Source organism: Streptomyces sp. NPDC096311, from assembly GCF_044763085.1.
GTDB lineage: Bacteria > Actinomycetota > Actinomycetes > Streptomycetales > Streptomycetaceae > Streptomyces.
In genome coordinates this window covers 1-25564 of record NZ_JBIWFN010000022.1, presented here as the reverse complement: position 1 = coordinate 25564, position 25564 = coordinate 1, and the positions used below count along the sequence as shown (strand labels likewise).

Annotated in this window: 25 protein-coding genes and 2 tRNA genes; 14 read left to right on the top strand and 13 right to left on the bottom strand. The window is 68.7% G+C overall.

What is annotated here, in order from left to right; all coding sequences use genetic code 11:
- Window position 1: 1 nt before the first annotated feature.
- A complete protein-coding gene (locus ACIRA5_RS41400) occupies window positions 2-550 on the bottom strand; it encodes a DNA-binding protein (protein WP_067376635.1) in 549 nt (182 codons plus the stop codon).
- A gap of 182 nt (window positions 551-732) precedes the next feature.
- Here ACIRA5_RS41400 and ACIRA5_RS41395 point away from each other — a divergent pair.
- Window positions 733-805: transfer RNA gene (locus ACIRA5_RS41395), tRNA-Ala, on the top strand.
- Between the two features lie 642 nt (window positions 806-1447).
- On the opposite strand, the gene ACIRA5_RS41390 is transcribed toward ACIRA5_RS41395, so the two are convergent.
- Complete coding sequence (locus ACIRA5_RS41390; RefSeq protein ID WP_403700081.1) at window positions 1448-2134, bottom strand: DUF5324 family protein; 687 nt, start codon at window positions 2132-2134, stop codon at window positions 1448-1450.
- A 312-nt stretch (window positions 2135-2446) separates the two neighbouring features.
- Between ACIRA5_RS41390 and ACIRA5_RS41385 the strand changes: the two genes are divergently transcribed.
- Together ACIRA5_RS41385 and ACIRA5_RS41380 are read left to right on the top strand one after the other, a co-directional pair.
- Window positions 2447-2980, top strand: a complete 534-nt coding sequence (locus ACIRA5_RS41385; protein ID WP_403700078.1) for a peptidylprolyl isomerase — start codon at window positions 2447-2449, stop codon at window positions 2978-2980.
- A gap of 156 nt (window positions 2981-3136) precedes the next feature.
- Complete coding sequence (locus tag ACIRA5_RS41380; protein ID WP_403700075.1) at window positions 3137-4048, top strand: rhomboid family intramembrane serine protease; 912 nt, start codon at window positions 3137-3139, stop codon at window positions 4046-4048.
- A 265-nt stretch (window positions 4049-4313) separates the two neighbouring features.
- Here ACIRA5_RS41380 and crgA read toward each other — a convergent pair whose 3' ends face one another.
- On the bottom strand, window positions 4314-4568 hold the full coding sequence (gene crgA / locus ACIRA5_RS41375; protein WP_054236413.1) for a cell division protein CrgA: 255 nt from the start codon (window positions 4566-4568) through the stop codon (window positions 4314-4316).
- Between the two features lie 142 nt (window positions 4569-4710).
- Here crgA and ACIRA5_RS41370 point away from each other — a divergent pair, with 142 nt between their 5' ends.
- From ACIRA5_RS41370 to ACIRA5_RS41345, 6 genes are all read left to right on the top strand, one after another.
- Window positions 4711-5490 carry a DUF881 domain-containing protein gene (locus ACIRA5_RS41370; protein ID WP_403700072.1) on the top strand — a complete coding sequence of 260 codons (780 nt, stop codon included), beginning with the start codon at window positions 4711-4713 and terminating at the stop codon, window positions 5488-5490.
- Window positions 5491-5525: 35 nt separating this feature from the next.
- Window positions 5526-6257 (top strand): class E sortase, encoded by a 732-nt coding sequence (locus ACIRA5_RS41365; RefSeq protein WP_403700417.1) that lies wholly within the window; start codon window positions 5526-5528, stop codon window positions 6255-6257.
- 73 nt (window positions 6258-6330) lie between these two features.
- Window positions 6331-6492 carry a hypothetical protein gene (locus ACIRA5_RS41360; protein ID WP_403700069.1) on the top strand — a complete coding sequence of 54 codons (162 nt, stop codon included), beginning with the start codon at window positions 6331-6333 and terminating at the stop codon, window positions 6490-6492.
- Complete coding sequence (locus tag ACIRA5_RS41355) at window positions 6489-7127, top strand: aminodeoxychorismate/anthranilate synthase component II (protein ID WP_067376619.1); 639 nt, start codon at window positions 6489-6491, stop codon at window positions 7125-7127. Before ACIRA5_RS41360 ends, ACIRA5_RS41355 begins: the two co-directional genes overlap by 4 nt.
- On the top strand, window positions 7124-8395 hold the full coding sequence (locus ACIRA5_RS41350; protein ID WP_403700066.1) for a class E sortase: 1272 nt from the start codon (window positions 7124-7126) through the stop codon (window positions 8393-8395). The genes ACIRA5_RS41355 and ACIRA5_RS41350 overlap by 4 nt, the downstream gene beginning before the upstream one ends.
- Before the next feature lie 62 nt (window positions 8396-8457).
- Window positions 8458-9210, top strand: coding sequence for a class E sortase (locus ACIRA5_RS41345; RefSeq protein ID WP_403700063.1), 753 nt, complete (start codon window positions 8458-8460; stop codon window positions 9208-9210).
- A 117-nt stretch (window positions 9211-9327) separates the two neighbouring features.
- On the opposite strand, the gene pknB is transcribed toward ACIRA5_RS41345, so the two are convergent.
- The 7 genes from pknB to ACIRA5_RS41310 all read right to left on the bottom strand — a co-directional run bounded on the left by pknB (window position 9328) and on the right by ACIRA5_RS41310 (window position 17657).
- Window positions 9328-11319 (bottom strand): Stk1 family PASTA domain-containing Ser/Thr kinase, encoded by a 1992-nt coding sequence (gene pknB, locus ACIRA5_RS41340; protein WP_403700060.1) that lies wholly within the window; start codon window positions 11317-11319, stop codon window positions 9328-9330.
- 170 nt (window positions 11320-11489) lie between these two features.
- Window positions 11490-12974, bottom strand: a complete 1485-nt coding sequence (locus ACIRA5_RS41335) for a penicillin-binding transpeptidase domain-containing protein (protein ID WP_403700057.1) — start codon at window positions 12972-12974, stop codon at window positions 11490-11492.
- On the bottom strand, window positions 12971-14419 hold the full coding sequence (locus ACIRA5_RS41330; protein ID WP_403700053.1) for an FtsW/RodA/SpoVE family cell cycle protein: 1449 nt from the start codon (window positions 14417-14419) through the stop codon (window positions 12971-12973). The genes ACIRA5_RS41335 and ACIRA5_RS41330 overlap by 4 nt, the downstream gene beginning before the upstream one ends.
- A gap of 26 nt (window positions 14420-14445) precedes the next feature.
- Window positions 14446-16032 carry a Stp1/IreP family PP2C-type Ser/Thr phosphatase gene (locus tag ACIRA5_RS41325; RefSeq protein WP_403700414.1) on the bottom strand — a complete coding sequence of 529 codons (1587 nt, stop codon included), beginning with the start codon at window positions 16030-16032 and terminating at the stop codon, window positions 14446-14448.
- Window positions 16033-16130: 98 nt separating this feature from the next.
- Entirely contained in the window at window positions 16131-16658 is a 528-nt protein-coding gene (locus ACIRA5_RS41320; RefSeq protein ID WP_054236405.1) for an FHA domain-containing protein, read from the bottom strand.
- Between the two features lie 10 nt (window positions 16659-16668).
- Window positions 16669-17526 (bottom strand): FhaA domain-containing protein, encoded by an 858-nt coding sequence (locus ACIRA5_RS41315; protein ID WP_403700050.1) that lies wholly within the window; start codon window positions 17524-17526, stop codon window positions 16669-16671.
- Entirely contained in the window at window positions 17514-17657 is a 144-nt protein-coding gene (locus ACIRA5_RS41310; protein WP_159064449.1) for a hypothetical protein, read from the bottom strand. Before ACIRA5_RS41310 ends, ACIRA5_RS41315 begins: the two co-directional genes overlap by 13 nt.
- Window positions 17658-18024: 367 nt before the next feature.
- On the opposite strand from ACIRA5_RS41310, the gene ACIRA5_RS41305 reads away from it, so the two are divergent.
- Window positions 18025-18111, top strand: a tRNA-Leu gene (locus ACIRA5_RS41305).
- 135 nt (window positions 18112-18246) lie between these two features.
- On the opposite strand, the gene ACIRA5_RS41300 is transcribed toward ACIRA5_RS41305, so the two are convergent.
- The gene (locus ACIRA5_RS41300) at window positions 18247-19452 is read right to left on the bottom strand and encodes a sensor histidine kinase (RefSeq protein WP_403700046.1); all 1206 of its coding nucleotides are present in this window, start codon (window positions 19450-19452) and stop codon (window positions 18247-18249) included.
- Between the two features lie 311 nt (window positions 19453-19763).
- Here ACIRA5_RS41300 and ACIRA5_RS41295 point away from each other — a divergent pair, with 311 nt between their 5' ends.
- Window positions 19764-20369, top strand: a complete 606-nt coding sequence (locus ACIRA5_RS41295; protein WP_403700043.1) for a TetR family transcriptional regulator — start codon at window positions 19764-19766, stop codon at window positions 20367-20369.
- A gap of 427 nt (window positions 20370-20796) precedes the next feature.
- On the opposite strand, the gene ACIRA5_RS41290 is transcribed toward ACIRA5_RS41295, so the two are convergent.
- Together ACIRA5_RS41290 and ACIRA5_RS41285 are read right to left on the bottom strand one after the other, a co-directional pair.
- Window positions 20797-21417: a ScbR family autoregulator-binding transcription factor gene (locus ACIRA5_RS41290; RefSeq protein WP_403700040.1), complete on the bottom strand. Its 621-nt coding sequence runs from the start codon at window positions 21415-21417 to the stop codon at window positions 20797-20799.
- A gap of 221 nt (window positions 21418-21638) precedes the next feature.
- Complete coding sequence (locus tag ACIRA5_RS41285) at window positions 21639-22433, bottom strand: response regulator transcription factor (RefSeq protein ID WP_403700037.1); 795 nt, start codon at window positions 22431-22433, stop codon at window positions 21639-21641.
- A gap of 474 nt (window positions 22434-22907) precedes the next feature.
- Between ACIRA5_RS41285 and ACIRA5_RS41280 the strand changes: the two genes are divergently transcribed.
- The 3 genes from ACIRA5_RS41280 to ACIRA5_RS41270 form a co-directional block, all read left to right on the top strand.
- Complete coding sequence (locus ACIRA5_RS41280) at window positions 22908-23990, top strand: ScbA/BarX family gamma-butyrolactone biosynthesis protein (RefSeq protein WP_403700034.1); 1083 nt, start codon at window positions 22908-22910, stop codon at window positions 23988-23990.
- Between the two features lie 56 nt (window positions 23991-24046).
- Window positions 24047-25060, top strand: a complete 1014-nt coding sequence (locus ACIRA5_RS41275; RefSeq protein WP_403700032.1) for an NAD-dependent epimerase/dehydratase family protein — start codon at window positions 24047-24049, stop codon at window positions 25058-25060.
- Window positions 25061-25473: 413 nt separating this feature from the next.
- Window positions 25474-25564 (top strand): biotin carboxylase N-terminal domain-containing protein (locus ACIRA5_RS41270; protein WP_308427085.1); only part of this gene is annotated, 91 nt, incomplete at its 3' end.

Below are 25564 nucleotides of genomic sequence, written 5' to 3'. Positions count from 1 at the left end.
CTCAGCTCTGGTGCGACTGGTAGTGGGCTACCGCGTCGGAGGTGCGGCCGGCGCCGTACACCCGGAGGAACTCTGCCAGTTCCGGGTGGGTCGGGGCGAGGGTGTCGGCCGCGTCGATGATGTCCCCCGCGGCTGCCACGGAGCGCAGCAGCGACTGGATCTCGCGGACCACCCGCTTCACCGTAGGCGCACCTGAACTGCTCGTCGACTGCGTGGTGTTGCTGAGCACCGAGCCCCCTTGCGACTTCTTGATCTCGTCCATGCGCTCGGTCGCCTCGGCGGCGCTGACGCTGCCGTCCGCGACCTGCCCCGCCAGGTCCTGCAACAGCTGCACGCGCTGCACCACCGCGGGATTGCCGATCTTGGCACGCTGACCGCTCATCAACTGCGACAGCATGGGCGCGGAAAGTCCCAGCACCCCGGCAAGACGCGCCTGGTTGAGGCCCAGATCCTCGATGAGCCTACGGAAGAGCGCCCCCAACGGCTCTCCGTACCAGTTCCGCTGCAGCTCTTGGGCTCTTGCGGTTGCTTCCTGCTGTGCAGCGTCCATTGCGTCTCCCCATCGCTTCCCCAAATACGGCGGTTCGCTGTCGCGAACCACGTCGAGCATCTTACGGAGAGTGGTCGCCCACGGGGACCCCCAATCTTTTTGCGAGATCCCGGGGGTGACCCGGTACTCTGGTTTGCGGCGCCCTCCGGTACCCGATTCCACCGGCCGGACGCCTGTCTTCCGGGGCCTTAGCTCAGTTGGTAGAGCGCTGTCTTTGCATGGCAGATGTCAGGGGTTCGACTCCCCTAGGCTCCACATCCCGGACCGGTCAGACGCCCTTCGCGGCGGCTGGCCGGTTCTTGTTTTCCGGTGACTTGAGTCACGCAGCAGACTTCGCAGTCGTTGCAGTTGTTTGCGCAAACGGTCGGCTTGCGTGCGGGCGCCGATGGCGCCCCACCGGTGGCCGACGGGACACGGGGGAGGTCCGCGCCGCCGTCGAAGCATCCTGTGAGCTGCTGTAAGCAGATATGCGTAATCATGGCAATGCGCAGGGTGAAGAGGATCTGTGCGGATGTTGTGAGCATCGGTCGTTGCAAACGTCATCGTGGCGGAAGGCGTACATCGGCTTGTTATCGTGCCGCGCCCACGGGTCCGTCGTTCGGTTCCACTCCGCCGGTTCCGCCGGTTCCGCCGGTTCCACGTGAAACATCGCCGTGGGGGGGGGGGGGGGGGCGGGGGGGGGGGCCCCCGCGGGGGGGGGGGGGGGGGGGGGGGGGGGGGGGGGGGGGGGGGGGGGGGGGGGGCCGGGGGCGGGCCGCCCCCCCCCCCCGCCCGGGCGGGGGGGGCCCCCCCCCCGCCCCCCCCCCCCCCCCGCGCGGGGGGCCGCCCCCCCCCCCCCCCCCCCCCCCCACGGCGATGTTGTTGCCCTTGCTCAGGGCTCGTCTCCCTGGTCCGGGGTCAGCGACGGTCGTCGCGGTCCGTCTCCTCCTCGGCCTGCTTGGCCTGGACCTCGGGGTCCAGGTCGGACAGGCCGGTGCCGTCGACCGAGGACAGGCGGCCCGTCTCGGGCACTTCCGTCGCGGCGGGCGGCTCGACCAGCCAGTCGGGGTTGGCCTGCTTGTCCCACCACTTCCAGGCGGCGAAGGCGCCGCCCGCGAGAATCCCCAGAATGAGCAGCCCCTTGGCGACGCGGCCGGCCTTCGCGCGTCGCTCGTGCTTGCGGACCAGTTTCTGGATCTCCTGGGGCGAGACCTGTCCGCGCAGCGCGGCGATCGCCGCCACACCGCGTGACGCGGCCTCCTCACGTACAGGCTGGGCCGCGGCCACCGCCTGCTCGATCCTCGGCCTGGTGTACTCGGCGGCCTGCGCGGCCGCCAGCCGGGTGCGGATGGCGGCCTGGTCGACCTTCGGCGGCACATGCGTGCGGGCCTGTTCAAGGCGCGGCGCGAGATGGGCGCCGTACTGGACGCGGGCCTGCTCTGCGGCCAGCGACACCTTGGGCGCGAGCCGTACGAGTGCCTCGTTCGCGTAGTACGAGGCCCGGTCCTTGGCCGTGTCGGCGTAAGGCGCCACCACTTCCGCGGCGTGCAGCACGCTGTCCTTCGCCGAGCCGGTCGCGGCGCGCACGCTGTCAATGCGGGTCACGGGTTTTCCTCCTCCTCGGTGGCGTACGTGGGCGTTCGAGTACCCCAAAGGGGGCACGGTTCACCTTTCCGCCCTGTTCGAGATCATGCCCCCCGAGGGGCCGCGAGGCATGCGAGATAGGGCATACGGGGCAACAGGAGCTTGTCGCCGACAATGCCACGGATCGCCGCTTCGCGTCCCGTGCACGCACGGACTCGACGGGATTTCCGCAAGGGCGACCCCGGGTATTCGCTCGGAGGTGGTGGCCGAGCGACGCGAGGCCCGGTCCGTGCGAGGATCGGGGGGTCAAAAGAAGGCAACGGAAGGCAGATCGTGGCCGAGCAGCTTTACGCCACCCTGAAGACCAACCAAGGCGACATCGAAGTCCGGCTTCTGCCGAACCACGCGCCCAAGACGGTCCGGAACTTCGTCGAGCTTGCCACGGGCGAGCGTGAGTGGACCAACCCGGAGACGGGTGAGAAGTCCACCAACAAGCTCTACGACGGCACGGTCTTCCACCGGGTGATCAGCGGATTCATGATCCAGGGCGGTGACCCGCTGGGCAACGGCACCGGCGGCCCCGGTTACCAGTTCGAGGACGAATTCCACCCGGAGCTCGCCTTCGACAAGCCGTACCTGCTGGCCATGGCCAACGCCGGCCCCGGCACCAACGGCTCGCAGTTCTTCATCACCGTCTCCCCGACCGCCTGGCTGACCCGCAAGCACACCATCTTCGGCGAGGTCACCAACGCGGCCAGCCAGAAGGTCGTGGACGCCATCGCGGGCACCCAGACCAACCCGCGCACCGACCGCCCGGTCAACGACGTCGTCATCGAGTCGGTCGTCGTCGAGACCCGCAAGGGCTGAGACCCGCCCCGCGAAGGCTGAACCCCGCGAAGGCTGAGACCCAAGGGCCCGAAGGACCCGAAGGTCCCGAGGGCTCCCGCAGGGAACCAAACGCCCCGCTCATCCGTAAGGATGGGCGGGGCGGTGCATTGCGTACGACCGGATTGAGGGGACCCCATGGACCAGGCGCCAGGCAACCCGCAGGGCCCGCAGGACCAGGGACATCAGGACGCCCAGGCCCTGCCCACCTGCTACCGGCATCCGGATCGTGAAACCGGCGTGCGCTGCACCCGCTGCGAGCGCCCCATCTGCCCCGAGTGCATGATCAGTGCCTCCGTGGGCTTCCAGTGCCCCGAGTGCGTCCGCGCCGGCTCGGGCACGGGCCACGCGCCGTCGGCCTCGCAGCCGCGCACCCTCGCGGGCGGCACCGTCACCGCGGACCCCCGGCTCCTCACCAAGATCCTGATCGGGCTCAACCTCGCCGTCTTCCTGGTCCAGCTGTCGGTGGGCGACCGCTTCACCGACAGCTTCGACCTCATCGGCCGCGCGTTCGTCCCGCTGCTCGGCTCGGTCGAGGGCGTGGCGGAGGGCCAGTGGTACCGCATGCTGACGGCGATGTTCCTGCACGGCAGCTACATCCACATCCTGTTCAACATGCTCAGCCTGTGGTGGATCGGCGGCCCCCTGGAAGCGGCCCTCGGCCGTGCCCGCTATCTCGCCCTCTACTTCGTCTCGGGTCTCGCGGGCAGCGCGCTCACCTACCTCGTCGCCGCGCCGAACCAGCCCTCGCTGGGCGCCTCCGGCGCGATCTTCGGCCTCTTCGGCGCGACCGCCGTTCTGATGCGCCGGCTCAACTACGACATGCGCCCCGTGATCGCCCTGCTGGTGATCAACCTGATCTTCACCTTCGGGTGGAGCAACATCGCCTGGCAGGCCCACATCGGCGGACTCGTCGGCGGTGTGGTCGTCGGCTACGCCATGGTCCACGCCCCGCGCGAGCGGCGGACCCTGATCCAGTACGGGGTGTGTGCCGTAGTCCTGGCCGCGGTGGTCGTCGCGACGCTGGTCAGGACGGCTCAGCTCACCTGAGGTACCACTCGGCTCACTTGAGAAGCCTTGGAGCGCGGTGTTGTCCACAGATCGTGGCGGATCTTGTGCACGCTGTGTGGGAACAGCTGTGCCCCCTGTCACTGACCCGAGTTTTCGCAGGTCGGACAGGGGGCGAACAGGTTTGCGGATCCCGGTAGGTCAGTCACACCGGCGTCAACCCCGGATGAGTTATCCACAGATCGTCGTTCTTTTTCCACCTGTGGAAAACTCTTGTGGATAACTCAGTGGATAACCCTGGGCAGAGCTACTTCCACTGCGTGGAGACGCCGAATCCCGCCGCGATGAAGCCGAAGCCGACCACGATGTTCCAGTTGCCGAGGGCGTCGATGGGCAGCGAGCCGTCCGTCACGTAGAAGATGACGATCCAGGCGAGGCCGATGAGGAACATGGCCAGCATGACCGGTGCGACCCAGCCGCGGCTGGTCAGCTTGATGTTGGTCGCCTGCTTCGCCGGGGGCGGCGTGTAGTCGGCCTTCTTGCGGATACGTGACTTCGGCACGAGGGTCTCTCCTGTCGATGCGCTGCGTGGCCGCGCAGGGAACTGGGGCGGGCTCCGGGGCAGCGTACAAGGGGACACTGAGCGCTCCCCCGGGCGTCCGTTAGCGTAGTGCTTCCGCGGCGCCGAAGGAGATAAGGGTACGTTGAGCAATTCTGCCGACTCCCCCGGGACGGGTTCCAGTCCTGCCGTTACGCGCCGTTTCCGGCCCGTACGTGTACTCACCGTCGCCGTCTTCGCGCTCGCCGGGCTGATTTTCTTCACCAGCTTCAACACGGCCAAGGGCACCAATATCCGCACGGACGCGTCGTTGCTGAAACTCTCCGACCTCATCCAGGAGCGCAGCCACAAGAACGCGTCGCTGGACGAGTCCAACGGCGTCCTGCGTGACGAGGTCGACACGCTCGCCGGGCGGGAGAACGGTGGCAGCAAGGCCGACGCCGCCAAGCTCGCCGCGCTGGAGAAGAACACCGGCACCCAGAAGCTCAAGGGCAAGGCCGTCACGGTCACCCTCAACGACGCGCCGCCGAACGCCACGGCCAAGCTGCCCGGCTACCCCGAGCCGCAGCCCGATTACCTGGTCATCCACCAGCAGGACCTGCAAGCGGTGGTGAACGCCCTGTGGCTGGGTGGCGCCCAGGGCATCAAGGTGATGGACCAGCGGCTGATCTCCACCAGCGCCGTGCGCTGTGTCGGAAACACCCTGATCCTCCAGGGCCGGGTCTACTCACCCCCGTACAAGATCACCGCGATCGGTGACCCCCAGAAGCTCCAGAAGGCTCTCGCGGACTCTCCGGCGATCCAGAACTACATGGTGTACGTCAACGTCTACGGGCTCGGCTGGAAAGTCGAGCAGGACGGGACGGTGACTCTTCCCGGCTACTCGGGCACAGTGGATCTCCACTACGCAAAACCTGTGGAGTAGTGGCTGAAGCAGCTGCCGCTGGGGGTCCCGTGTCGGTGCGAGTGCTCGTCCGGACAGTGAGCGAACTGTGCATCACCATCGGCACGCTCATCGTGCTCTTCGTGGTCTACGTCCTGTTCTGGACGGGCGTGAAGGCCGACAGCGAGATGAACCACCAGATCGACCAGCTCCAGAAGCAGTGGTCGAAGGGATCGGTCGCCCAGCAGTCGAAGACGCCTCCGACTACCCCGGCCACCGGGAACCCGAAGACGCCGACGGCGAGCACGACCGAGAGCCCGAAGGCCCCGGGCCCCTACGCCTACGGCAAGCCCTTCGCGGTGATGTACATCCCCCGTCTTGGTTTCACGTGGAACAAGCCCGTACTCGAAGGCACCGGCACGAGCGTCCTGCAGAAGGGGCTCGGGCATTACCGGGGGACGGCCCAGCTCGGGCAGGAGGGGAACTTTGCCGTCGCGGGGCACCGGCGCACGTACGGTGACCCGTTCAAGGACTTTCCCCAGCTACGCAGGGGGGACGCGGTGGTGCTGACCGACGGGACGACCTGGTTCACGTATCGGATCGACAAAGGCCCCTACAAAACAGTGCCCACGGACGTTGAGGTGATCGATCCTGTGCCACGTAAGTCCGGGTACACGGCTCCGGGCCGCTATCTCACGCTGACCACGTGCGATCCGGAGTGGGGACACAGTCATCGGCTGATCGTCTGGGCCCACCTGGATTCCACGCAGCCCGTGGAGGCCGGGAAACCTCAGGCGCTACGCCGTTAGTCTGGTCCCGTACGGCGTGGGTCCGATGGTGTATGGCGTGGCTCTGGTGCCGTGATGCGACGGAAGGGACAGCATGTACGGCTTCATCTGGCGGCATTTGCCGGGTAACGCATGGGCGAAGGCGCTGATCTCACTCGTGCTCGTCCTCACGGTGGTCTACGTACTCTTCCAGTACGTCTTCCCGTGGGCCGAACCGCTGCTCCCCTTCAACGATGTGACGGTGAACAACCAGTGAGCGCGCGGATCCTCGTCGTCGACAACTACGACAGCTTCGTCTTCAACCTGGTCCAGTACCTGTACCAGCTCGGCGCCGAGTGCGAGGTGCTGCGCAACGACGAGGTCTCGACCGCGCACGCCCAGGACGGATTCGACGGCGTACTGCTGTCACCCGGCCCCGGAGCTCCCGAGCAGGCCGGCGTCTGCGTCGACATGGTCCGCCACTGCGCGGACACGGGTGTCCCCGTCTTCGGCGTCTGCCTCGGCATGCAGTCGATGCAGGTGGCGTACGGCGGTGTCGTGGACCGGGCGCCCGAGCTGCTGCACGGCAAGACGTCGTTGGTGGAGCACGAGGGCAGAGGTGTCTTCGCCGGACTGCCGTCCCCCTTCACCGCGACCCGCTACCACTCGCTGGCCGCCGAGCCGGAGACCGTGCCGGCCGAGCTGGAGGTCACCGCCCGTACCCACGACGGGATCATCATGGGGCTGCGCCACCGTGAACTCCCGGTCGAGGGTGTGCAGTTCCATCCCGAGTCGGTGCTGACCGAGCACGGTCACCGGATGCTCGCCAACTGGCTGGTGGAGTGCGGCGACCAGGGTGCCGTGGCGAGGTCGGTGGGGCTCGCCCCGGTGGTGGGCAGGGCCACGGCGTGACCGCCCTGCGCCCCGAGCGCGAGTCCGGCGCCGCCTACGGCGGCACCGGAGACGACGGGTCCTCGTACGGGCAGCAGCCGTACGGGGGACCCGGCGCGTTCGAGGCCGCGGTCGAGCAGCTCGCGGATCCGCTCACCGATCCGCTGCCGGGCCAGGAGTGGTCCGGGCAGGGGCAGCACCAGTACGCCGTGGACGGCCCCGAGGGGTACGCGCGCGACTGGCAGGGCGCGCCGGGGGGTGCGCAGAATCCTGCTCCCGCCTACGGCGAACCGCTCACCAGACCCATGCCCGGGTACGCCGAACCGGTCGTCGCGGCTCCGAAGCTGGACGACGAGACCGTGGCGCTGCGGGCCTCGGAGGTCTCCGAGGCGCGGCGCAGGGCCGAGCAGTTGGCGGGTCGGGCCAGGAACGAGGGGATGCCCGCTTCCGGGGGTCGTGCGGCGCGGCGCAAGGCGGCGCGGCGTCACGGGCGCCACGGAGGGGCTCAGGAGCCCCAGGAGTCCCAGGGTGCCCAGGAGTCGGTGGAGTCGGCGGAGAAGGCCGCTGACGCGCCGCTGAGCCGTGTTCAGGCCCGGCGGGCGGCGCGCGCACAGAAGCCCGGTGCGGCCGTCCTCGTCAGCCGGGTGATCGGCGAGGTGTTCATCACCACCGGCGTCCTGATGCTGCTGTTCGTGACCTACCAATTGTGGTGGTCGAACGTGCGGGCACACCAGCAGGCGGGAAGTGCCGCGCACCACCTCCAGGAGGACTGGGCGAGCGGCAAGCGGAGTCCCGGGACGTTCGAGCCGGGACAGGGTTTCGCCATCCTGCACATCCCGAAGCTGGACGTGGTCGCTCCGATCGCCGAGGGCACCAGCAAGACGAAGGTCCTCGACCGCGGAATGGTGGGCCACTACGGCGAGGGAGCCCTGAAGACGGCGATGCCGGACGCCAAGACCGGCAACTTCGGTCTCGCCGGGCACCGCAACACGCACGGAGAACCGTTCCGGTACATCAACCGGCTCAAGCCCGGTGACTCCATCGTGGTCGAGACTCAGGACGACTACTTCGTGTACAAGATGACGTCGATCCTGCCGGTGACGTCCCCGTCGAACACGAAGGTGCTGGACCCCATCCCCCAGGGGTCCGGTTTCAAGGCGCCGGGCCGCTACATCACACTGACCACCTGCACGCCGGAATTCACCAGCAAGTACCGCATGATCGTGTGGGGCAAGATGGTCGAGGAACGCCCGCGCAGCAAGGGCAAGCCGGACGCGCTCCTCGGGTAGGAGCCCCGTCGGGCACCAGCACGTGAGACAACCTGAGACAGACCAGACGGGGCAGATGCACAGTGGCAGCGAGGACCGACCACGACGAGCGCGCCGAGGCCGAGGCCGACGCCGAAGCGGCCGCTCCGAAGCGTCGTGGAGTGAGCCGGATCGCGATGGCGGTCAGCATCCTGGGTGAACTCCTCATCACCGCGGGCCTGGTGCTCGCCCTGTTCGTCGTCTACTCGCTGTGGTGGACGAACGTCGTCGCGGACCGCAAGGCCGACAAGCAGGGCGACAAGGTCCGCGACACCTGGGCGCAGGACAAGAGCGGCCCCGGCGCCCTGGACACCAACGGCGGCATCGGCTTCCTGCACGTTCCGTCCATGAAGAACGGCGAGGTGCTGGTCGAGAAGGGCACCTCCACGAAGATCCTCAACGACGGCGTCGCCGGCTACTACATCGACCCCGTCAAGGCGACGCTGCCGATGACCGACAAGACGGGCAACTTCACGCTCGCCGCCCACCGCGACGGCCACGGCGCCAAGTTCCACAACATCGACAAGATAAAGAAGGGTGACCCGATCGTCTTCGAGACCAAGGGCGACTGGTACGTCTACAAGGTCTTCTCGATCCTCCCGGAGACCTCGAAGTACAACGTCAAGGTCCTCCAGTCGGTCCCGAAGCAGTCGGGCAAGACGAAGCCGGGCCACTACATCACCCTGACGACCTGCACGCCGGTGTACACGTCGGAGTACCGCTACATCGTGTGGGGTGAGCTGGAGCGCGTGCAGAAGGTGGACAGCGCGCGCACGCCGCCGAAGGAACTGGGCTGAGGCGGGCCGGTCGAACGACTCGACCGGGCTCGACACCGAACTCGAACGAACTGTGCCCCGCCCGGGAGGATTCCCGGGCGGGGCACAGTTCGTTCGACCGCTGTCTCAACCGCTGCGTCAGCCTCCGGTGAGGCCGCCGACGAAGTTGTTACCGCCGTTGTTGTTGCCGTTGCCGCTCTGGATGGCGACCAGGTTGACGGGGGTGCCCTGGGCGACCGAGCTGTTGGGCTGCGGATCCTGGTTGAAAACGATCGCGTTGTCGTCCTGGGACCCGGTGATGTTGCCCACCGTCAGCCCCGCATTCTGGATTGCCTTCTTGGCGTCCTTGAGCGACATCTGGGTCAGAGTCGGCACCGTGACCTGCTGGTTCTGCGCCTTGCCCACCTGGATGTTGACGCTGGAGTTCTTGTCGGCCGAGCTGCCGATCGCCGGAACGGTCGAGACGACCTTGTCGGCCTGGTTCGGGTCGGTCACGTCGATGTCGGTGCAGTTGCCGACCAGGTTGTTGGCCGTCATCAGCGCCTTGGCCTCTTCACAGGACTTGCCGGCGACGTCCGGGACCGTGGCCTTTTCGGCGGCCTTGGCGATGGTGAGGGTGATCGTGGATCCCTTCTGCACCTCCGCGCCGAGTTTCGGGTCCTGGTCCAGGACGGTGTTCGGGTCCTCCGTGGAGACCTGGGTCTGCGTCTTGACCTCGAAGTTGTAGCCGTCGCCCTCGAGCTTCGCCTTGGCGTCGTCGAGGCTCTGGCCGGTGACGCCGGGCACGACCACCTTCGGCGCCCCCGTGGACACCACCAGGTTGATGGTGTCGCCCTTGGTGGCCTTCACGCCCGCCTTCGGGTCCTGGGAGCAGACGTTGCCCTTTTTCTCGTCCTCACAGGGCTTATTGGTGACCGAAACCTTCAGCTCGGCGTTGGTGGCCAGCTGGGTGGCGTCCTTCTGCGACTGGCTGACGAGGTTGGGGACGGAGACGGTGTTGTTGCTCACCCCGCTGTCGCTGAAGATCCACTTTCCGATGAGGATCGCGCCGACCAGGACCAGCACACCCGCCACGACCAGCAGAATCGTCGAGGTGTTCGACTTCTTCTGCTGGCGGCGGCGGTCCGGGCGGTCGTCGTAGTTGTTGAAGCCGTAGCCGCCGTCGTCCGGGTTCATCGGGGGCAGCATGGACGTGGCCTGGGCGTCCGTGGAGCGCAGCGCCGTGGTGGCCTGGTCGTCCGGGTAGCCGCCGTAGCCCACGGAGCCCATGGCGGCCGTGGCGGCGACGGGCTGGCCGTCGAGGCAGGCCTCGATGTCCTGGCGCATCTCGTCGGCGGACTGATAGCGGTAGTCCGGGTCCTTGACCAGTGCCTTCAGGACGATCGCGTCCATCTCGGGCGTGATCTCGGGGTCGAAGACCGACGGCGGCTGCGGCTCCTCGCGTACGTGCTGGTACGCGACCGCGACCGGGGAGTCGCCCACGAAGGGCGGACGCACGGTCAGCAGCTCGTAGAGGAGGCAGCCGGTCGAGTAGAGGTCCGAGCGCGCGTCGACCTGCTCGCCCTTCGCCTGCTCCGGGGAGAGGTACTGGGCGGTGCCGATGACCGCGGCGGTCTGCGTCATCGTCATGCCGGAGTCACCCATGGCGCGGGCGATGCCGAAGTCCATGACCTTGACCTGGCCGTTGCGCGTCAGCATGACGTTGGCCGGCTTGATGTCACGGTGGACGATTCCGGCGCGGTGGGAGTACTCGAGGGCCTGGAGGATGCCGATGGTCATCTCCATGGACCGCTCGGGGAGCAGTCTGCGGCCCGAGTGCAGCAGCTCGCGCAGCGTGGACCCGTCCACGTACTCCATCACGATGTACGGGATGGAGATGCCCTCGATGTAGTCCTCACCCGTGTCGTACACGGCGACGATCGCGGGATGGTTGAGCGAGGCGGCCGACTGGGCCTCCCGGCGGAACCGGGCCTGGAACGACGGGTCGCGTGCGAGGTCGGCTCGCAGCGTCTTCACCGCCACGGTGCGGCCGAGCCGGGTGTCATGGGCGAGATGTACCTCCGCCATGCCACCACGGCCGAGCACCTGGCCCAGCTCGTACCGGCCGCCGAGGCGACGCGGCTCTTCCATAGCTACCTACCAGCCCTCTCCGTCGGTCCCGACCGCACGCATGTGTGGTCCGGCGGTGTGCCGTCCGGGCATACCGTACCCGGCTCGGCTTCTGTGACCTGGCCAAGCCCGTCACCCGATACAGGACCGGTATCGCAACGTGCACCGATGTGAAGGGGACGTGACAGGGGTCACTTCTTGCTGTCGATCACTGCCTTCATCACGCTCCTCGCGATGGGGGCGGCGAGACCACCACCCGTGATGTCTCCACGGTTCGCGGCGCCGTCCTCGACCACCACGGCCACGGCGACCGGCGAGCTGCCGTCGGGGAGCTTGGCGTATGAGATGAACCACGCGTACGGCTTCTCACTGTTGGCGACACCATGCTGGGCGGTACCGGTCTTGCCGCCCACGGTGACGCCGGAGATCTGCGCCTTCGTACCCGTGCCCTCCTTGACGACCGTCTCCATCATCGACTGCAGGATCTGGGCGTTCTCCTTGGAGAGCGGCTGGCTCATCTTCTGCGGGTCGGTCTGCGAGATGACGTCGAGGTTCGGGGCCTGCAGCTTGTCGACCATGTACGGCTTCATCAGCGTGCCGTTGTCGGCGACGGCCGAGGCCACCATGGCCATCTGCAGCGGGGTCGCGGCGGTTTCGAACTGGCCGATGGAGCTGAGCGCGGTCTGCGGCTTGTCCATCGTCTTGGGGAAGTTCGAGGCGTTGGAGCGCACCGGCGTGAACTGCTCGGAGTTGAAGCCGAACTTCTCGGCCTCCGCGAGCATCTTGTCCTTGCCGAGATCCGCACCGATCTTGCCGAAGACCGTGTTGCAGGACACCTTGAGTGCCACGCGCATGGTGGCGTTCTCGCAGGGGATGTTCCCCTCGTTCTTCAACGGGGTCGTGGTGGTCGGCAGGGTGTACGGCAGCGGCGAGTTGGTCTTCTGGTCCGCGGACGTGTACAGGCCGTTCTCCAGCGCCGCCGCCGCGGTGACCACCTTGAAGGTGGAGCCGGGCGGGTAGGTCTCGCGCAGGGCCCGGTTGAGCGTCGGGTCGTCGGGGTTGTTCTTCTTCTGCAGTTTCGTCCAGGCCTTGCCGTCGACGCTCGTCGAGTTCCCGGCGAAGGTCGAGGGGTCGTACGACGGGGTCGAGGCCAACGCCAGGATCGCGCCGGTCTGCGGGTCGATCGCGGCGACGGCGCCCTTGCCGCGGCTCAGCAGGCCCTGGTACGCGGCTTTCTGCGCGGCGGCGTTGAGGGTGGTGACGACGTTGCCGCCCTGCTTCTTCTTGCCCGTGATCATGTCGAGGGTGTTGCGGAAGAAGAGCCGGTCGTCGTTGCCGGTGAGGATGCCGTCGTCGATGCTCTCCAGCTGGGTGGCGCCGAAGGCCTGGGAGGCGTACCCGGTGACGGGCGCCCACATCGCGCCGTCCTTGTAGGTGCGCTTGTACTCGAAGTCGTTGATGCCGCTCTTGGCCGACTTGGCGGCCCCGGTGATCGGGTTGCCGTCGACGATGATGTCGCCGCGCGGGGTGGCGTACCGCTCGATGGCGACGCGGCGGTTGAGTGAGTCGGTCCGCAGGCTGTCCGCCTGGACGTACTGGATGTAGTTGTCGCGGATGAGCAGGGCGAGGACGAGGAGCCCGCAGAAGAGCGCGATCCGGCGCAGGGGCTTGTTCACGGGCGGACCACCTGAGTCATCTCGGCGTCGGGGCTGGGTGCGGGCGCGGGGGCCGGGCGGCGGGCGGTGTCGCTGATTCTGATGAGGATGCCCATCAGCGCCCAGTTGGCGATGACGGAGGAGCCTCCGTAGGCCACGAACGGCATCGTCATACCGGTGAGCGGGATCAGGCCCATGACGCCGCCCGCGACGACGAAGACCTGGAGCGCGAAGCCGCCGGAGAGGCCTACGGCGAGGAGCTTGCCGAACGGGTCGCGGGCCGCTAGCGCCGTACGGATGCCGCGTTCCACGATCAGGCCGTAGATGACCAGGATCGCCATGATCCCCGCCAGGCCCAGTTCCTCGCCGAAGCTGGCGAGGATGAAGTCGGAGTTGGCGGCGAACCGGATGAGTTCGGAGTGGCCCTGTCCCCATCCGGTGCCGAGCGTGCCGCCGGAGCCGAAGGCCCACAGGGCCTGCATGGCCTGCTCGGAGTGGAGGATGCCGTCGTGGGTTCCGGCCTGGCTGAGCTTGTACTCGTGCAGCGGGTTGAGCCAGGCCTGGACACGCGTCTGGATGTGCGGTTCGAAGCTCGCCACACCGACGGCGCCGACCGCCGACATCAGCAGACCGAAGACGATCCAGCTGGTCCGCTCCGTGGCGACGTACAGCATGATCACGAACATGCCGAAGAACAGCAGCGAGGTACCGAGGTCGGTCTCGAAGACCAGGATCAGGATGGAGACGAACCAGACGACCAAGATCGGGCCGAGGTCGCGGCCGCGCGGCAGGTAGAGGCCCATGAAGCGGCGGCTGGCGAGGGCCAGCGCGTCACGCTTCACCATGAGGTAGCCGGCGAAGAAGACCGCAAGGATGATCTTCGCGAACTCGCCGGGCTGGAGGGTGCCCAGACCGGGGATCGAGATCCAGATCTTGGCGCCGTAGATGTTGGCGCCGAGGCCCGGGACCAGCGGCAGCAGGAGCAGGACCAGGGCGCCGAACATGGAGATGTAGGTGTAGCGCTGCAGGACGCGGTGGTCCTTCAGGAAGATCAGCACGGCGACGAACAGACCGATGCCCAGCGCGGTGTACATCAGCTGGCGGGGTGCTGCCGGGGCGAAGTTGGGCAGCGACTGGAGCAGCTTGGACTGGTCGAGACGCCAGATCATCACCAGGCCGAGGCCGTTGAGCAGCGTCGCCAGCGGCAGCAGCAGCGGGTCGGCGTACGGCGCGAACTTGCGGACGCCGAGATGGCCGACGCCCGCGATCAGGCCGAGGCCGAGGCCGTAGCTCAGCAGGCCGGAGGGCACCTTCTCGTCGATGGCGAGGCCCACGTTGGCGTACGCGAAGACCGGGATGAGGACGGCGAACACCAGCAGCGCCAACTCGGTGTTACGGCGGCTCGGTGTGCCGATCGAACCGATGGTCGATGTGTGGTGCGTCGGCGTGTTCGTACTACTGCTCATGGTGTGACAGGGCCCCTCACGGCTTCTTACTGCTTACCGCACAGCGAGACCAGCTTCTGCTCCTCGTCGGAGAGGCTGGGGCCGGGTGTGGGAGTGGGTGCGGCGGAGGTGGACGGTTTCGAAGACGGTGCCGAGCTCGATGGGTTCGGCGTCGCGGACGGGCTGGACGTGGCCTTGGACGTCAGCGAGGTGGTTGTGGTTCCCGTGGTTCCACCTGCCTGGCCCGTGCCGGTCTTCGCGCTGTTCTGGCTGTCGACGGCGCGGCGCTCGGCGTCCTTCTTGCACGCGGAGGCCTGTGTGGCGAGCTCGCTGACCTTCTTCTGGGCGTTCTGGAGGCCGCCCTCCGCGATCGTCGCCTTGACCTGCTTCTGCTGGTACGGCGGCAGGTACTTGAGTTCGATCTCGGGGTGATCCTTCTCCACCTTCGAGAGCGAGACCCAGGCCAGGTCCTGGCTGATCCCGCGGTACAGCGCGACGTGCTGGTCCTGGGTGCCGACGTAGTACTGCGTCTGCGTCCACCGGTAGCCGCCGTACAGACCGCCGCCGACGACGGCGAGGGCCAGCGCGGTGTAGAGGGATCTCTTCAGCCACTTGCGTCCGGCGCTCGGCTTGACGAAGTCCTCGTCGGAGTAGTCGCCGTAGCCGCCCGTGGAGACGTAACCGGTGGTGTCGCCGCTGCCGGGCGGGCCGAACTCGCCGCCACCGCCCTGTCCGGGCACCGGACGGCCGAGGCTGGAGGCGCGGCCCGCGGGGGTCTGCATGGCGCCGTTGTCGTGCAGCTGGTGCTGGTGCTGGTTCTCGGCGACCGCGCCGACCACGACCGGGGTGTCGGAGAGCTGGGCGGCGAGGGTGTCGCCCGAGTCGATGTCGAGGACGTCGGCGATGATGACGGTGATGTTGTCGGGGCCGCCGCCGCGCAGCGCGAGCTCGATGAGGTTCTGGACTGTCTCCTGCGGGCCCTGGTAGCTGGCGAGGGTGTCCTCCATCGTCTGATGGGAGACGACGCCGGACAGGCCGTCGGAGCAGATCAAGTAGCGGTCGCCGGCGCGGACTTCGCGGATGGAGAGGTCCGGCTCGACGTGGTCGCCGCTGCCCAGCGCGCGCATCAGGAGGGAGCGCTGCGGGTGGGTGGTGGCTTCCTCTTCGGTGATGCGGCCCTCGTCGACGAGGCGCTGCACCCACGTGTGGTCCTGGGTGATCTGCGTGAGGACGCCGTCACGCAGGAGGTACGCGCGCGAGTCGCCGACGTGCACGAGGCCGAGGCGCTGACCGGTCCACAGGAGTGCGGTGAGGGTGGTCCCCATGCCCTCCAGCTGGGGGTCCTCCTCGACCATCATCCGCAGCTGGTCGTTGGCACGCTGCACGGCGGTGCCCAGCGAGGTGAGGATGTCGGAGCCCGGGACGTCGTCGTCGAGCGCGACGATGGTGGAGATCACCTCTGAGGAGGCGACCTCACCGGCGGCCTGGCCGCCCATACCGTCGGCGATCGCGAGCAGCCGGGGACCGGCGTAACCGGAGTCCTCGTTGCCCTCGCGGATCATGCCTTTGTGCGATCCGGCGGCGAAGCGCAGTGACAGACTCATGCGCACCTCGCCCGTCGGCTCCGGGTACATCCGCACGGTGCCCACCCTCCGGTCGGGAGCGCGCCGGGGTCCGTCGTGTGGACCACTGCTGCGTGCTCGCTCCGCTCGCGCTCATTCATGACGTAGCACTACTTCCGCAGCTCGATGACGGTCTTGCCGATGCGGATCGGCGCGCCCAGCGGAACAGGCGTGGGAGTCGTCAGTCGGCTCCGGTCGAGATACGTGCCATTGGTGGAGCCGAGGTCCTCGACGATCCACTGGCCGTCCCGGTCCGGGTAGATCCTGGCATGGCGGCTGGACGCGTAGTCGTCGTCCAGCACGATGGTGCTGTCGTGCGCGCGGCCCAGGGTGATGGTCTGCCCCTGGAGCGCGACGGTCGTGCCCGTGAGAGTGCCTTCGGAAACGACCAGCTTGGTGGGGGCGCCGCGGCGCTGTCGGCCACCGCCGCCGCTCGGCGGCGCCGCTTGCTGGCGCTGCGGAGGTGGTGTGGCCTGGCGCGCGGCCTGCTGCGGCCTGGAGGCGTCCCTGCGCGAGCCGCGCTGTGTGACGCGCGTTCCGAACAGGTCGCTGCGGATGACCTGCACGGCCACGATCACGAACAGCCACAGTACGGCCAGGAAACCCAGCCGCATGACCGTGAGGGTCAGCTCTGACATTGCCCCCGCTTCACCCTTCGGCTTGCCGGTAAATGATGGTGGTGCTGCCCACGACGATCCGCGAGCCGTCGCGGAGCGTAGCGCGGGTGGTGTGCTGCCCGTCCACCACGATGCCGTTGGTGGACCCGAGATCCTGGATCGTCGAGGGCGTTCCGGTCCGGATCTCGCAGTGCCGGCGGGATACGCCGGGGTCGTCGATCCGCACGTCGGCTTCGGTGCTGCGGCCCATCACCAACGTCGGGCGGGAGATCTGATGGCGGGTGCCGTTGATCTCGATCCAGTGCCGCATGCGGCCGCCTGCCACCGGGCCCGGAGCCGCGCCGGGCCGGGAGCCCATCGGCGACGGGCCGGGGCGCACGCCGGGCGGCGGCGCGGACGGCATCGGGGGAGCGCCCGTGGGACCCGCGCCCGGGGCGGCCGCCGGATAGCCGTAGCCACCGGGACGGCCGGGGGGCGGGCCCGCCGGGGCGCGCTCGGGGGCCTGCTGGTCGGTGGAGGAGGCGAGCGTACGGCTGCGCACCCGGTAGAGACCGGTGTCGAGGTCGTCCGCCTTCTCCAGGTGGACCTTGATGGGGCCCATGAAGGTGTAGCGCTGCTGCTTGGCGTAGTCGCGCACCATCCCGGCGAGCTCGTCGCCGAGCTGGCCGGAGTAGGGACTGAGGCGCTCGAAGTCCGGCGCGCTCAGCTCCACGATGAAGTCGTTGGGTACGACGGTCCGGTCGCGGTTCCAGATCGTGGCGTTGTTGTCGCACTCGCGCTGTAGTGCTCCGGCGATCTCCACGGGCTGGACCTCGGACTTGAACACCTTGGCGAAGGTGCCGTTGACCAGACCTTCGAGGCGCTGCTCGAACTTCTTCAGGACTCCCATGGGGCACCTCCTCCTTCGTAACCGTCCTGGTTCTGCCTGCTGTCCACGTCGTACTGCGTACGGCCCGCCGTGTCGTACGGCCTGCCGTAGTCGTCCTGGTCCTGCTGGTACTGCTTACTGATCGTATCCACGCGTCGGGAAATCGGCTGGTTCCCCCTGTCGGCCCTGTCGACGGGTGTCGACGCCTTCCGAAGTCCCTTCCCGGAGTTCCCTCCGGGGCTCCTCTTCGAACACTTCCCGGCACTACTCCTGCCATGGATCGTAGAGGCGGCCCGAGACCAGTGTCCCGCACCTGACTGTGCACCCTGTCCTGCTCCTGGAGAGATGGCCTGGACCGGTACGAGGTTGATACGTGAACCGGTTAGGCCTGAGACGTGCGGTGCCGGCGGGGCCCGTGGCCGTGGAAAGGGATGTGATTCCACCCCGGACAGCGTGCTAATCTTCTGCATGTCGACAGGGGCTCGCACCACTCGGTGAGAGACCAAAGACACACCCAATGCGCGGGTGGCGGAATAGGCAGACGCGCTGGATTCAGGTTCCAGTGCCCGCAAGGGCGTGGGGGTTCAACTCCCCCCTCGCGCACCAGCGAAAAGGGCTCATCGTCAAGACGATGGGCCCTTTTCCATGTCTCCGGTACGGGTCCTCGGGCGGGGCCGGGGTGGGGTCGGCCGGGGCGCTGGTCGGAGTGTGTTCTGTCTCTCAGTTTTCCTCGGGCGGGGCTCAGGGGTGTCCGCGCAGGGGCAGATGGATCTCCAGCAGGGTGCCGGTGGGGGTGCCCGGAGTGATGCCGGTCCGCCCACCGAGGTCCTCGACGCGGTCGGTGAGGGAGCGTAGGGCCCGCGCGGAATCGGCGGAGCCGGCGGAACCCGCCGCGGGGCCCTGGCCGTCGTCGGTCACCTTCGCATACAGCCAGCGCCTGGTGACGCGTACGACGGTGTCCACGCGGCGCGCGCCCGAGCGGGCCAGGCGGTCGCGCAGGGCCTCGCGCAGGGCGAGGAAGGTCTCCTCCCGGTGCCGCTCGGAGAGGGTCCACTCGTCACCGATGACCTCGACGGAGGCCTGGATACGGCGGCCGTCGACGGGACGAGGGCCCGCGAGGAAGGCCTCCAGGGCCTCGCGCAGGGGCGGCAGGTCGGCGCGGTGGCGCACGCCGTCGATGAGCGCCTGGTTCTCCCTGGCCGCCGCGGCCAGTGCCCCTTGGGCGGTGGCGAGGTGGGCCGCGACGGCGCCGGGAGAGCCAGGGGCGGATGAGCCGGTCCTGACGGGGGCGCAGGTCGCGGCGGCGTCGAGGCTGAGTCGGGCGAGGGACAGGGCGCCGCCCAGTTCGTCGTGCAGCTGCCGGGCCAGCCGGCGGCGCTCGCCGCGGCCGTCGTCGCCGGACCACATGCCCTCCCCTGCCTCCCGGACGACCTCGCCGAGGCGCCGGACGACCGCGACCGCGCGGGGCAGCGCGCTCTCGTGGCGCGCGATGCCGTTCTCCAGGACGTGCAGGAGGGCGCACTCGAGGAGCAGGGCGACCGCGGCGGCCACCTGGTGCGGGGAGGCGGCGGGCGGGGCGATGGGGGTGGGTGCGGGGGTGGTGTCCGCGGCGCGGGTCAGGACGGTGCGGGCGAACTCCGTCAGCGTGGTGCGCAAGGTGGGCACTTCCGCCTCGGCGGGGGCGAGTGCGGTGGGGAGGCGGGTGGTGAAGCGGTCCAGGACGGCGCCGGTCTCCCAGGACCCCAGGGTGGTGGCGGACGCCATGAGTGGGGAGTGGCCCGGGCGGGACGACATCCGGGCCGCCGCGCGGACCAGGCCCTCGTGCAGGGCTTCGCCGAATCCACTGCCGACCAGGGGGATCGCCGCGGTGACAGGGGGGATCGGGCCGGTCGGTGAGGTCGGCGCGCTCGTGGAGGTGGGCGCGGTGGGGGCGGTCGTGCTGCTCATCGGACTCCTCGACGCTCGGGTGACGCTTGGGTGCCGGGGCAACGTGGCCAGCGCCAACGTAACAAACAGACTTGTCTGATTGTCAAGAGTGGACGGGCGTTCCGGATGGGGTGTGCTCACGGGATCGCCCGGTCGTCAAGAGCCCGTCCATGGGCAAGAGCTGCATGATTTATGGGGATTGCATGAAGGTCTGGGTGCACGGGGCTGTCGACTAAAACAGGCATGGTTGTATGATTCCGGTTGCTGCTGGCGCCTTCGGGGCACCCGCGCGCTCCTTCATGCCAAGAGCAGGAATAGGCAGGTGCAGCCTGATGCAGACCCGGTCTGAACAGACCCGTCAGGCTCTCGTCCGTGCCGCGGCGGAACTGATAGCGAACGGCCGGCTCTCCGATGCGGGACTGGTCAACATCTGCCGCCGGGCCGGGGTGAGCCGGGGGGCTCTCTACCACCACTTCACCTCCACCGCGGAGTTGACGGCCGCGGTGTACGAGCAGGCGCACGAGCGGGTCGTCGCGCTGATGGACGAGGCCTTCGAGGGGCCTGTGGAGGATGCCCCGGAGCGCCTCCTGGTCGCCCTGTGCGAGGCGTTGCGTACGGAGGAACTGGTCCGGGCCGGCATACAGCTGGCGGTGGACGGGTCGGCGGGGCCGCCTCGGTTGCGTGACGACGTACTGGCGTTGGTGCGCAGGCGGGTGGTCGACGCGCACCGGGACGTCGTGCCGGCGCCGGAGGATCTGGCCGAGCTGGCGGTGGTGGTGGCCGCGGGGCTGGAGTCGCTCGGGCACACGGACGCGGAGTGGTGGGACCCCAAGACGTCCAAGCGGTTGTGGGCGTTGTTGCGCCCGTTGTTCTCGTTGGCCGGGGAGGGACTGGCGCAGGAGGAACGACGGGTGGGGAGCGGGTCCGAGGGGGTCTGAGTTCTGAAGCGGGGGTGAGGGCGGGCCCCTGCCGTCTCCTCAAGATCGCGCGTCCTGGGCGGAGTTGGCCTGAGGGCCGGCGCGCAACTCGGCAGGGCTTGGGTGCGTGGCCCAGGACCTGGGGGACGCCGGCCCCGTCCGGGAGGCGGGAGGGGCTGGAGCCCGGGTGTGGGCGGAGCCCTCGGTGTCCAGAGGCCGGTTGCGGGGCGGTGCCCGTGAACGGGACGGCATGCGAAAGGCACCCGTGGTGGGGGGATCGGCCCGGGTGAGGTGTCGGGCTCGGGTCCGTCACGGGTAGGCGGCCCCGCCCGGGAGTTCGCGTTCGGGGCGCCGTGTGCTGTTCGACTGGCGGTGCAGGGCGCGGTGCAGGGTGTGGGACAGGGTGTGGGACAGGGCGTGGGGCTTGGCTGTGGGGTCCTGGCGGGGGTCAGGCCGTCTCGCGGGCCGGCGGCGGGATGGTGCGGAGGCGGCCGAGCATGCCGGGCGTGGCCAGGCCGGGCAGCATGAAGCGCCAGAACGCACCGATGCGTTCCGGCAGATCCTCGCGGTTGCTGTAGACCTGGGACATCAACTGCATTCCGGTGAAGGCGCCGACGATGGTCGACGTGGCTTCCTGGATGTCCACGCCCGGCAGGATCTCGCCCTGCTCCTCGGCCTGCCGCAGCAGGGCGAGTATGGCGGCGCCCGACTGCTCGTACGCCGTCTGCGGCGGCCGCGAGAACGACGTCTGCTCGACGGCGAGCCGCACGCTGGCCCGTAGCACCGGATCGCGCTGGAGGCGCTGGGCGAACTCCAGGGTGAGGTCGATGACGGCCTGGAGCTTCACCGCCTGGTCCGGCACCACCAGCGCCTCGCTGTGCGCGGTCACGAGGGCCACGGCGATCGCTTCCTTGGAGGGGAAGTGGTGGTACAGCGCGCCTCGAGTGAGGCCCGTCCGGGCCAGGATGTCGTTGGTGCTCGCCGCGTCGTAGCCGCGCTCGTCGAACACGCGGGCCGCGGACTCCAGGATCGAGTGCCTCGACCTCGTCCCGCGCTCTTGTGTGGCCATACCAGGTCCTTGCTCTCGCCCACTGGAATTTTACCGACTGGTCTGTATTGTATCGGCAAGGCGGCACGCCGCCAGTAGGCGGGAGTATTTGCTTCCGGTTTGGCTCGATTTTCGGTCGGTCCTCGGCCATTCATCGCGTGCTTCTCAAGTGGACCTCGAGTGGTCTCCAAGCAGCCCTCAAGCGGCCTTCACGTGGTCCTCGTACGGCCTGCGGGTGCCGCTCACGGGTGGCCGAGCCGAAAACCGACACCGCGTACGGTGATGATCCAACTGCTCGAACCGAGCTTGCCGCGCAGGCTGCTGACATGGGTGTCGATGGTGCGCCCGCGGTGGGACCAGGTGTCGTCCCAGACCTGCGCCATGAGCTGGCGCCGCGGCATGACGGTGCCGGGCTGCGAGGCCAGCAGATGCAGCAGGTCGAACTCCTTGCGGGTCAGGTCCACCGGCTTCCCGTTCAGCGTGGCCACCCGGGTTCCGACGTCGATGCGCAGCGGCCCGTGGGTGATGACCTGGGCGGCGGCGGGCTGTTGACGCACCCGGCGCATCACCGCCTCCATCCGGGCCAGCAACTCGCGGAAGCCGTACGGCTTGACCAGGTAGTCGTCCGAGCCGGCCTGCAGTCCGAGCACGCGATCGAGCTCGGAGCCGCGCGCGGTGACGGCGATGACCGGGGTGTCGCAGACCGCCCGGATGCCCCGGCACACCTCGAGCCCGTCCAGGTCGGGCAGGTCCAGGTCGAGCAGCAGGAGATCGGCATCGCGGTGCGCCTGGAGCGCCTTGGTGCCGGTGGCCACGCTCTGCGCGGCGTACCCCTGCCGCAACAGGCCCTGGACGAGGGAGTCGGCGGCCCTGACATCGTTTTCTACGACCAGGACGCGCAGTGCTCCGGCCGGGGGGCTGGGGTGGTCGGCGGCCGTCTGTGGGGCAACGGCCCGCCCGGGCTGGGGAATCGTGGGGCGGTGCGGAAGATTGCGCTGCGATCGGGCGTCGAGTAGATCCACGGCTTGCCGATTCATCTGCTCCTCCTGAGGCACAGTCTCGTCATCACGGAACGGACTGCTGAACTCTCACAATGAGGACGATAGCAAACAGACTTGTCTGATTGTCAACGCGTTCGAAATCCCCCGCGCGTCGGTCCGTACCTTTTCCAATCTACCCACGTTGACCTGCGGGTATGTGGAGAGATCTCCGGCTTCAAGGTCATGTTTCCGGCAGGTTGCCGTCGGGGTGGACCCCCTTGTCCTGTGCGTGTCCTTGGCGCTAACCATGCAGGTCTGCACGGTTTGAAAGATCGGGCGTTCCTGGTGGCGCAATCGTGCTGTACCGGCGCGTAGCGGCGGCTCATCGCTCGAAGGATGCTAAAGCTTTACTTGAAAAACCGAACAGACATGTCTGTATCTTGTGTGGGCGAGAGAACGTCGGCCACGGGGGGTGGCTGCCGGCGGTACGGATTGCTGCCCCCTGCTCGGAAACAGACAGGAGTGCCGTACATGTCGTACACCACCTCCACCCGTGTGTCCGTCGAAGACGACGTCGCGACGGTGGGCACCAGCGCCGCACGACCCGCTGCCCGAAGCGCCGTTCAACCCGCCGTTCAGACCTCTGCCCAGGTCTCTGCCCAGGCCTCCGTCCAGACCGCCGCGCGAACTCTGACGCCGCGGCTGACCACGACGGTTCCGCGCGAGTACGTCCATCGCGCCGCCGTCTCGGAGGTGTTGCTGACCGGCTGGGAAGCCGCCGCCGAACCAGCCGGACCCGACCCGGACGAATTCGCGGTCAGCGCCCAATGGCCGCGCAGCCACTCCTTCTTCACCCAGTCCGGCGGCTACCAGGACCCGATGCTCCTGATCGAGTCCGTCCGCCAGATCGGTTCCCTGCTCGCACACGCGGAGTTCGGCGTCCCCTTCGGGCACCAGTTCCTGATGTGGGACATGTTCTTCAGCACCTCCCCCGAACTCCTCGTCGCGGACGCCGTCCCCACGGAGGTCGAACTGCGCACGGTCTGCCGCGACATCGTCCGCAGGGGCCGGGTACTCGGCGGTATGCGCTACGACGTCACCGTGCTGCGCGACGGAAAGGCGCTGGCCACCGCGGGCGCCGCGTTCAGCTGTACCAGTCCCGCCGTCCACCGCAGGCTGCGCGCCGGCCGGCCCACCACCACCGACCGCGTCGTGCCGCCCGCGATCGACCCGGCCGCGGTGGGCCACTTCGACGACCGGCACGTGCTGCTTGCCGAGCCCGGATCGGCCTCCGGCAGCGGCGACCGCTGGGAACTGCGCGTCGACACCGCCCACCCCACCTTCTTCGACCACCCCGTCGATCACATACCAGGCATGGTCCTGCTGGAAGCCGCCCGGCAGGCCGCCCTCGTGTCGACCGGGATGCCGGACGCCCTCCTGCTGGGTCTCAAGAGCAACTTCGCGCGCTACGCCGAGTTCGACGCGCCCTGCTGGATCGAGCCGCAGGCCGAACCGCACGGTACGGAGGGCGGCGTACTGGTGCGGGTGCGCGGTACGCAGCACGCTGAGACCGTCTTCACCGCCGAGCTCGTCCTGAGCCCGCGCGGCCGCTGAGCCCGCGCATCCTCCGTACGCCTGGGAGAGCGTCCCCATTCCGAGGAGACAGACCCGTGCCCACCATCCTGATCACCGGCGCCGCCGGATTCGTCGGCGGACACGTCACCCGTGAAGCGGCCCGGTACCGGGCCGACTTGAGGCTCATGTCCCATCGCAGTCCCCTGCTCGGCTCCGGTCCGCCGACCCAGGAGGGTCCCCCGACCCAGGAGCGTCCTGCGGGCCATGACGGTACTCGCGTCGTACGGGCCGATCTGACCGACCCCGCGTCCTTGCGCGGGGTGTGCGACGGCGTCGACGTCCTGATCCACTGCGCCTCGCAGATCGGCGGCGGCGTCGAGGCCAACGAGGCCGTCAACGCCCGTGGCACGGCGGCGCTCATCGAGGAAGCGCGCCGCGCGGGGGTTGCGCGCATCGTCCAGCTGAGCACCGCGTCCGTCTACGGCCGTGGCACCTTCCGCGGCGACCGGCCCGAAGAGCTGCGCCGCAACCCGGGCTCGCCCACGTCCCGCACCCGGGCCGCGGCCGAGGACACCGTTCTCGCGGCCGGCGGCGTCGTCCTGCGCCCGCACCTGGTGTACGGGGAGGGCGACAGGTGGGTGGTGCCCGGCCTGACCCGGATGCTGCGCGTGCTGCCCGGCACGGTGGAGGGCTGGCCCGCCCGGAGCTCCGCTGTCGCCGTACCCGAACTGGCCGCGCTGCTGGTGGCCACCGCGCTCGCCCCCGCCGCCGACCTGACCGCCTCCGTCTACCACGCCGCCCACCCGGAGCCCCTCCCCGTGGACACCCTTCTGCGCGCGGTCGCCGAGTGCACCGGGGTCGACTGGCCGGACCGGGAACTGACCGTGGACCGAGCCAGGGCGGTCCTGGCCGAGAACGGCGTACCGCCGTCCGGACTCGACATGTTCACCACCGACCACGTTTTCGACAGCACCCCGCTCTGGTCCGACCTGCGTCGCGCACCCGGCGCCGGTTTCGACACCGGTTTCTCCCTCGCGGCGCCTTGGTACCGCAAGGCACTGCGGGACGGTTGGCCGGGGACGAGCCCGGGAGCCCGACCGGCCAAGTGATCAACGGGCCAGGTGATCAACAGGCCAGGTGATCAACTGACCAAGTGGTCGACCGGTCCGCGAAACCCCGCGGGACGGCGGGAAGCGCCTCCCGAGCCTTCCGGACCCCTTCCGAACTCCTTCCGAACGCCTCCCGAACCCCTTCCGAACGCCGCTGCGGAACGCCTCCGAACGCTTCTCGACCGTCCCTCGAAATTCTCCGCGGAATGGCGCATTCCTTTTCTTTCCGGGCCCGGCGGATCCGTCCGCCGGGCCCGGCTATTTGACGGAGGTCTGACCTTCCCCTTTCCTCTTCCGGTAAGTGCTGCCCCGGGTCTGCGGATTCTGACCCAGTTCTGCAACGGACCGTATTGAAGGAGAAGTGCGCACTCGAACAGTCTTGTGGCTCCGAGCGGAGTCTGGGGAGGTTCATCGTGCGCAAGGTGCTCATCGCCAACCGTGGCGAAATCGCTGTCCGCGTGGCCCGGGCGTGCCGGGATGCCGGGATCGCGAGCGTTGCCGTGT

Excerpts from the sequence above, each read along its gene's own strand:
- pknB (WP_403700060.1), bottom strand. The coding sequence starts at position 11,319 with ATGGAAGAGCCGCGTCGCCTCGGCGGCCGGTACGAGCTGGGCCAGGTG.
- ACIRA5_RS41285 (WP_403700037.1), bottom strand. The coding sequence starts at position 22,433 with ATGAATCGGCAAGCCGTGGATCTACTCGACGCCCGATCGCAGCGCAAT.
- ACIRA5_RS41300 (WP_403700046.1), bottom strand. The coding sequence starts at position 19,452 with ATGAGCAGCACGACCGCCCCCACCGCGCCCACCTCCACGAGCGCGCCG.
- ACIRA5_RS41330 (WP_403700053.1), bottom strand. The coding sequence starts at position 14,419 with ATGAGCAGTAGTACGAACACGCCGACGCACCACACATCGACCATCGGT.
- ACIRA5_RS41295 (WP_403700043.1), top strand. The coding sequence starts at position 19,764 with ATGCAGACCCGGTCTGAACAGACCCGTCAGGCTCTCGTCCGTGCCGCG.
- ACIRA5_RS41380 (WP_403700075.1), top strand. The coding sequence starts at position 3,137 with ATGGACCAGGCGCCAGGCAACCCGCAGGGCCCGCAGGACCAGGGACAT.
- ACIRA5_RS41400 (WP_067376635.1), bottom strand. The coding sequence starts at position 550 with ATGGACGCTGCACAGCAGGAAGCAACCGCAAGAGCCCAAGAGCTGCAG.
- ACIRA5_RS41325 (WP_403700414.1), bottom strand. The coding sequence starts at position 16,032 with ATGTACCCGGAGCCGACGGGCGAGGTGCGCATGAGTCTGTCACTGCGC.
- ACIRA5_RS41360 (WP_403700069.1), top strand. The coding sequence starts at position 6,331 with ATGTACGGCTTCATCTGGCGGCATTTGCCGGGTAACGCATGGGCGAAG.
- ACIRA5_RS41315 (WP_403700050.1), bottom strand. The coding sequence starts at position 17,526 with ATGGGAGTCCTGAAGAAGTTCGAGCAGCGCCTCGAAGGTCTGGTCAAC.
- ACIRA5_RS41320 (WP_054236405.1), bottom strand. The coding sequence starts at position 16,658 with ATGTCAGAGCTGACCCTCACGGTCATGCGGCTGGGTTTCCTGGCCGTA.
- ACIRA5_RS41280 (WP_403700034.1), top strand. The coding sequence starts at position 22,908 with ATGTCGTACACCACCTCCACCCGTGTGTCCGTCGAAGACGACGTCGCG.
- ACIRA5_RS41290 (WP_403700040.1), bottom strand. The coding sequence starts at position 21,417 with ATGGCCACACAAGAGCGCGGGACGAGGTCGAGGCACTCGATCCTGGAG.